Origin of the sequence: Falsiroseomonas oryzae (assembly GCF_027856955.1) — a bacterium.
GTDB classification, from domain to species: Bacteria; Pseudomonadota; Alphaproteobacteria; order Acetobacterales; family Acetobacteraceae; genus Falsiroseomonas; species Falsiroseomonas oryzae.
Window position 1 is genome coordinate 1 of sequence record NZ_JAPSMD010000320.1, and the last position, 6,229, is coordinate 6,229.

Here is a 6,229-nt window from a genome sequence, read left to right on the forward strand (position 1 = left end):
CGGCCCGGTGCGCCGCGATGTCGGCGCGCCAGTCGGCGTCGGGCGCGGAAACCGAGGCAAGCCGCGGCTGCGCGCGGTGGCCGGGCGGCAGGGCCAGCAGGTTGGCGTCGCCGGCGTGGTCGAAGGGATCGGCCATGCCCGGCGGCAGCGTGCCGGGCTCGGCGAACCAGGCGAAGTGCCACCACCAGCGCCAGCCTTCCGCCTGCAGCGCGCGGATCGCGGCGGCGCGGGCGGCGATGTCGCGGCCGGCCTCGACATAGAGCGCGGGGCGGCAGCGCGCGATGGTCTCCCGCGCGCCCTGCAGAACGGCCCAGTCCATCCCCTCCGCGTCGATCTTCAGCAGCGCCAGGCGAAGGAGGCGCAGGCTGTCCAGCGTGACCACCTGCGCGCGCTCCCCCCCGGTGGCGCCGAGCAGGCTGAGCGCGCCGTGGTTGCCGGGCGCCGTCGGGTCCAGGTCGGGCAGCGCGACATCCCCGGGCATGGCGCCCAGCGCCTGGCGGCGGGGGTCGATCTGCGGCAGGCCGTTCAGCACCGCGGTGGCGCAGAGGCAGAGGAAGGGCAGGCGCATCGGCTCGAAGGCGAGGATGCGGCCGGCAGGGCCGACCTTGCGCGCCAGCGGCACGGCGACGGCGCCGATATTGGCGCCGCAATCCACCGCGACGTCGCCCGGCCGCAGCAGCGCGGCGAGCAGCCGCGCCTCGCCTTCCGCGAAGCCACCGGTCAGTTCGATGGCGCGGGCGATGGTGCGGTCGCCGGCCAGCGCGGCGAAGCGTCCGTGCCGGCCTTCGACGATGCGGAAGGGGGCGGCGGCGTCGGTCAGGCGATCTCCTCCAGCAGGGCACACAAGGTTGCGCAGCGTCGCGCCGAAGGCGCGCGGGGGGAAAGGCCCCGCTGCGCCGTCACGCGATCTCCTCCAGCAAGGCGCACAGCGTGGCGCAGCGTCGCGCCGAAGGCGCGCGGGGGCAAAGGCCCCGCTGCGCCGTCACGCGATCTCCTCCAGCACGGCACACAGCGTGGCGCAGCGTCGCGCCGAAGGCGCGCGGGGGCAAAGGCCCCGCTGCGCCGTCACGCGATCTCCTCCAGCAAGGCACACAGCGTGGCGCAGCGGGGCGCGAGGTCCTGCCACAGGATGTGCTCGTGCGGCGCATGGGCGCCGGCGCCGGTGCAGCCCAGCCCGTCCAGCGTCGGCACGCCCATCGCGGCGGTGAAGTTGCCGTCGGAGCCGCCGCCGCGATGCTGCTTCGGCAGGTCGTAGCCGTGCCTGGCGGCCAGGTCGCGCGCCTGGGCGTAGAGCGCGGCGATCTCCGGCGTCTCGGCGAAGGGCGGGCGGTTCATGCCGCCGGTGATCCGCACCGCGATGCCGTCGCGTTCATAGGCCAGGCCCAGGATGGCGGCTTCCAGCTTCTCGCCCAGTTCCACGGTGGGGACGCGCAGGTCCACCTCCGCGCCGGCTTCCGGCGCGATCACGTTGGGACGGGTGCCGCCATGGATCGGCGCGACATTGGTGGTGATGCCGGCGGCGAGGTCGGTCATCGCGTGGATCTTCAGGATCACCTCGGCCAGCGCGACGACGGCGCTGCGCCCCTCGCTCCAGTTGCCTCCGGCATGGGCCGAGACGCCGCGCACCTTGATCTCGAAGCGGCCGACGCCCTTGCGGGCGGTGACGCAAGCGCCGCCCGCGCCGGCGGGCTCCGGGATCAGCACGGCGCGCGCGCCGCGGGCCGCATCCTCGATGGGCGCGCGGCTGGTCGGGCTGCCGACCTCCTCGTCGGGCGTCAGCAGCAGCAGGATGGGTCGCTTCGTCGGCGATTTCTGGCGCAGGATCTCGCGCACGGAATGGAAGGCGAAGAAGCTGCCGGCCTTCATGTCGTAGATGCCGGGGCCGTGCGCCTTCGCTCCGTCCACCCGCCAGGGCATGGAGGCGGCCAGGGTGCCGTGGTCCCACACCGTGTCGAGGTGGCCGGCGACGACGATCGGGGCGCCATCGCCCGGCGTGCGGCAGAGCAGCGTGTCGCCGTAGCCGTCGCGGCCCTGCAGGCGGGTCAGCGCGCCGCCCGCCTCGGCCAGGTCGGCGGCGCAGCGGTCCAGCAGGCGGTTCACGGCGACGGGATCGGTGGTGGGCGTCTCGGCCTCCACCCAGCCGCGCAGCTCGGCGAGCAGGCGGTCGGAGGAGCCGATTTCGGTCTGGGGCATGGGGGTCCTTGGCAGCGCGTCGTCCGGCAGAGGTGCCCCGGCGCCCGGCGCCTGTCGAGGGCCCCGGCCCGCCCTTGCCCGGCCGGGCCCCCGCCGCTAACCAGGGTTGTTGCGGTGCAGCGGAGCGGATCGGCGCATGAGCGAAGGCTGTTTCTTCGAGGATCTCGCGGTCGGACAGAAGGCGAGCTTCGGCAAGACCATCACGGAGGCCGACATCGTGCTGTTCGCCGCCGTCACCGGCGACACCAACCCGATGCACCTGAACGAGGAATACGCGAAGCAGTCCTTCTTCGGCGAACGCATCGCGCATGGCATGCTGGCGGCGGGGCTGATCACGAAGGTGATGGGCACGCAGCTGCCTGGCCCGGGCACCATCTACCTCTCGCAGTCGCTGCGCTTCCGCCGCCCGGTGCGCATCGGCGACACCGTCACCGCGACGGTGGAGATCACCGCGCTGAATGCCGAGAAGCACCGCGTCTCGCTGCGCACGGTCTGCGCCGTGCGCGGGGAGGCGGTGCTGGAGGGCGATGCGCTGGTCACCGTACCCTCGCGCGCCGCGCTGGCGGCGCACCGGGCTGCCAGGGACGCGGCGGAGTGACCGGCGCCTGCGGCGGCGGATGCACGTTGGGCCCGCGGGGCTGCACCAGGAAAGGACCGGGCGGATGGCGGCACTGAAGCGGGTCTGCGTGTTCTGCGGCTCCGCCGTCGGCAACGACCCGGCCTATGCGGAGGCAGCGCGCGAACTGGGGCGGGAGGTGGCGCGGCGCGGCATCGGGCTGGTCTATGGCGGCGGCGCGGTGGGGCTGATGGGCATCGCCGCCGACGCCGCGCTGGCGGCCGGCGCCGAGGTGATCGGCGTGATCCCCTATGGCCTGCTGAAGCGCGAGGTCGGGCATGGCGGCGGCGTGGAGATGCACGTCGTGGACACCATGCATGAGCGCAAGGCGAAGATGGCGGAGCTGTCGGACGGCTTCGTCGTGCTGCCCGGCGGCTACGGCACGCTGGAGGAGGCGGTTGAGGCGCTGACCTGGGCGCAGCTCGGCATCCAGCGCAAGGGCGTGGTGTTCCTGGACGTGGACGGCTTCTGGGGGCCGTTCCTCGGCGCGCTGGACCACATGGCCGGGCAGGGCTTCATCCGCCCGACGCATCGCCCGATGGCGATGCGCGCGGCCACGGTGGGCGAGGCGCTGGACGCGCTGGCCGGCTGGGAGCCGCCGCCGGGCACGCAGGTCTGGATGCGGCCGGAGCAGATGTGAGCGGGATGCCCGCGATCGTCCGGGACTGGCACGCCGTGCCGGAGGCGCTGTGCGGCGCGACGGTGGCGCTGGGCAATTTCGACGGCGTGCATCTGGGCCACGCCGCGGTGATCCGCGCGGCGCATGCGGCGCGGCCCGATCTGCAGCTGGCCGCGCTGACCTTCGAGCCGCATCCGCGGGAGCATTTCCGCCCCGACGACCCGCCCTTCCGCCTGACCCTGCTGCCCGCCAAGGCGGAGGCGCTGGGCGCGCTGGGCGTGCGCGTGGTCTATGCGCTGGCCTTCGACGCCGCGCTGGCCGCGATGCCGGCCGAGGGCTTTGTGGAGGAGGTGCTGCACCGCGGCATCGGCGCGAAGCACCTGGCCTGCGGCCACGACTTCGCCTTCGGCCATCGCCGTGGGGGCGACATCGCCTTCCTGACGCGGGAGGCGGAGCAGCGCGGCATCGGGCTGACCGTGGTGCCCGCGGTGGCGGACGAGGCCGGCCCCGTCTCCTCCTCCCGCATCCGGCGGCTGCTGCAGGACGGCTACCCCGAGCGCGCGGCGCGCGAGCTGGGCCGCGACTGGGAGCTGCGCGGCGAGGTGTTCCACGGCGACCGGCTGGGCCGGGAGCTCGGCTGGCCGACCGCGAACATCCTGCTCGGCCGGCAGCTGGAGCCGGCGCGCGGCGTCTATGCGGTCACGGTGGTGCTGGCGGACGGTGCGGTGGTGCCCGGCGTGGCCAATGTCGGACGCCGGCCGACGCTGGGCGGCGACCCGGTGACGCGGCTGGAGGTGCACCTGTTCGACTGGTCGGGCGACCTCTACGGCCAGGAGATCCGCGTGCGGCTGCACGCCTTCCTGCGGCCGGATGCGACGTTCGCCGGTCTCGAGGAGCTGAAGGCGGCGATCGCGGCGGATGCGGCGGAGGCGCGGCGCGTGCTGGGGGCGTGAGCCCGCGACCGGCCTGGGTCTGCACACCGCAGGTGGGCGCGTCAGGCCGTGAATCGCCGGGTCCAGCCCCTCACCGCTGGCCGGGCCAGGAGACGCGGTAGCGGATCTCCGTGCGGTCGTCGGCGGGTGCCGCGACCGGCTGCCCGCCAGGCGCGCCGGCATCGACGAGGTCCACGCGCTGCCAGGCTGACATCTCGTCCATCTGCGGTGGGCGGCCGGGCAGTGGCACGCGGAAGATGCGGACGGGCTCGCCGGGGATCCTGACCACGACGAGGCGACGGGCGGTGCGGTGGAACAGCTCGACCTGCGCCGCCACCACGCGCCGGCCTTCCGCGTCGGGCGGGCCGATCTCGTCGATCCGGGCCGGCCGGTGGTCCATGTCCGAGGACAGGTCGATGCGCAGGTCGCGCTGCCGTTCCGGGATGGTGCTGCGCGGATCCAGGCGGATGTCCATGAAGAGCCGCGGGCCGATGCCGGTCGGCGCCAGCGAGGACCCGAACTGCGCCTGGAAGACCGGCGCGAGCGAGACGGCGGCATAGCCGAACGCAAGCACGCCGCCCGCGACCGCGAGCGCCTTGAGGAAGGAGGCGCCGCCCGCCTTGCCGCGGCGGCGGCGCCAGCGCAGCACGATCCAGGCGCCCAGCACCAGGCCGACCAGCGCGCCGGCCGGGCCGAAGATGAAGGCCGCCGCCATCGCGCCGCCGCCATTCGGGCCATAGCCGGAGCCCATCGCCATCAGGCCGAGCGACAGGGCGAGCGCGCCGGCATAGCCGGCCGCCGCACCGACCAGCGCGCCGAGCAGGGCGAGCAGCCAGGTCATCGGCGTGAAGCCGTCGCGCCTAGAACCGCTCCAGCAGCGTCCCGCAGCCCTCGACCTTGTCCATGATCCCCCGCGCGCGCAGCGCGTGCCAGTAGGTCGCGGTGTTGATCGCGATCACCGGCTTGCCGAGCCACATCTCCGCCATCGCGGCCAGCTTCACCATGGAGAGGTTGGTGCCGACCTGCACGATGGCGTCCACGTCGTCGCCGTCCAGCTTCTTCAGCGCGGCGACGCATTCGGCCGGCGTCGTCTCCGCGATGGCAATCCAGCTCGGCCGCTGCAGCGCGATGTCGCGCACCACGCTGAAGCCCATGTCGCCGAAGTAGCGCGCGACCTCGGTGTTCATCGCCGGCCAGTAGGGCGACAGCACGGCGATGCGCTTCACCCCGCCATGCGCGTTCAGCGCCGCGGTGCAGGCGTGGCTGCCGACGCTGATGCGCAGGCCGGACAGCTCCTCCACCTCCTTCACGAAGCGGTCGGCGCCGCGCGCGCCGTCGAAGAAGGTCACCGCCGACATGCCCATCACCAGGTGGTCCGGCGCGCAGGTCATCACGGACTTCACGGCGTCCAGCGTGTTGCGGCCGATCAGCTCTGCGCCGGCGCGGAAGGTCTCGTTGGAGATCGCGTTGGCGTTGGGGGTGAAGATGCGGCTGTAGTGGTTGGTGACGCCGGCCGGCCGCATCATGTCGAAATCCGGCTGCACCACCGTGTTGGTGGACGGGCCCATCACCCCGAACTTGCACCGCCAGCCCAGCACGTCGCGCATGGCCGCCTTCCTTTCCTCGGACCGCGGGTGGCAGCCTGCCACAGGGCGGGGCCGGGCGCGAAGACGGGCGGCGGCCTTGCATCCTCCACGCGCCAGAACCAGTGTGCAGCCGATCGACCGGAGAGACCTGCCATGACCTTCACGGCCCTGCCGCGCCGCGCGGCTCTTGCCGTCGCGGCCGCCGCGCTGGCGCGCCCGGCGCTGGCCCAGGGCACCGGCGACTGGCCGAACCGGGCGGTGCGCTGGGTGAACCCCGGGCCGG

The 6,229-nt window shown here is 74.0% G+C and carries 7 protein-coding genes; 3 read left to right on the forward strand and 4 right to left on the reverse strand.

What is annotated here, in order from left to right; genetic code table 11:
* Together OZN99_RS23000 and OZN99_RS23005 are read right to left on the reverse strand one after the other, a co-directional pair.
* Nucleotides 1-844, reverse strand: an 844-nt coding sequence (locus OZN99_RS23000) for an FkbM family methyltransferase (RefSeq protein WP_270937593.1), incomplete at its 3' end; no start/stop codon positions are given.
* Between the two features lie 221 nt (nucleotides 845-1,065).
* Complete coding sequence (locus OZN99_RS23005) at nucleotides 1,066-2,193, reverse strand: M20 family metallopeptidase (protein ID WP_270937594.1); 1,128 nt, start codon at nucleotides 2,191-2,193, stop codon at nucleotides 1,066-1,068.
* A gap of 136 nt (nucleotides 2,194-2,329) precedes the next feature.
* Between OZN99_RS23005 and OZN99_RS23010 the strand changes: the two genes are divergently transcribed.
* From OZN99_RS23010 to OZN99_RS23020, 3 genes are all read left to right on the forward strand, one after another.
* Nucleotides 2,330-2,791, forward strand: coding sequence for a MaoC family dehydratase (locus tag OZN99_RS23010; protein ID WP_270937595.1), 462 nt, complete (start codon nucleotides 2,330-2,332; stop codon nucleotides 2,789-2,791).
* Between the two features lie 64 nt (nucleotides 2,792-2,855).
* Nucleotides 2,856-3,449: an LOG family protein gene (locus OZN99_RS23015; RefSeq protein WP_270937596.1), complete on the forward strand. Its 594-nt coding sequence runs from the start codon at nucleotides 2,856-2,858 to the stop codon at nucleotides 3,447-3,449.
* Between the two features lie 5 nt (nucleotides 3,450-3,454).
* A complete protein-coding gene (locus tag OZN99_RS23020; RefSeq protein WP_270937597.1) occupies nucleotides 3,455-4,381 on the forward strand; it encodes a bifunctional riboflavin kinase/FAD synthetase in 927 nt (308 codons plus the stop codon).
* Nucleotides 4,382-4,451: 70 nt separating this feature from the next.
* On the opposite strand, the gene OZN99_RS23025 is transcribed toward OZN99_RS23020, so the two are convergent.
* Nucleotides 4,452-5,201, reverse strand: a complete 750-nt coding sequence (locus tag OZN99_RS23025) for a hypothetical protein (RefSeq protein ID WP_270937598.1) — start codon at nucleotides 5,199-5,201, stop codon at nucleotides 4,452-4,454.
* Between the two features lie 19 nt (nucleotides 5,202-5,220).
* Nucleotides 5,221-5,967 (reverse strand): maleate cis-trans isomerase family protein, encoded by a 747-nt coding sequence (locus OZN99_RS23030; RefSeq protein WP_270937599.1) that lies wholly within the window; start codon nucleotides 5,965-5,967, stop codon nucleotides 5,221-5,223.
* Nucleotides 5,968-6,229: the final 262 nt, after the last annotated feature.

What these genes read in the sequence shown, in the direction of transcription:
- OZN99_RS23015 (WP_270937596.1), top strand. Translation starts at nt 2,856, where the DNA reads ATGGCGGCACTGAAGCGGGTCTGCGTGTTCTGCGGCTCCGCCGTCGGC.
- OZN99_RS23030 (WP_270937599.1), bottom strand. Translation starts at nt 5,967, where the DNA reads ATGCGCGACGTGCTGGGCTGGCGGTGCAAGTTCGGGGTGATGGGCCCG.
- OZN99_RS23025 (WP_270937598.1), bottom strand. Translation starts at nt 5,201, where the DNA reads ATGACCTGGCTGCTCGCCCTGCTCGGCGCGCTGGTCGGTGCGGCGGCC.
- OZN99_RS23020 (WP_270937597.1), top strand. Translation starts at nt 3,455, where the DNA reads ATGCCCGCGATCGTCCGGGACTGGCACGCCGTGCCGGAGGCGCTGTGC.
- OZN99_RS23010 (WP_270937595.1), top strand. Translation starts at nt 2,330, where the DNA reads ATGAGCGAAGGCTGTTTCTTCGAGGATCTCGCGGTCGGACAGAAGGCG.
- OZN99_RS23005 (WP_270937594.1), bottom strand. Translation starts at nt 2,193, where the DNA reads ATGCCCCAGACCGAAATCGGCTCCTCCGACCGCCTGCTCGCCGAGCTG.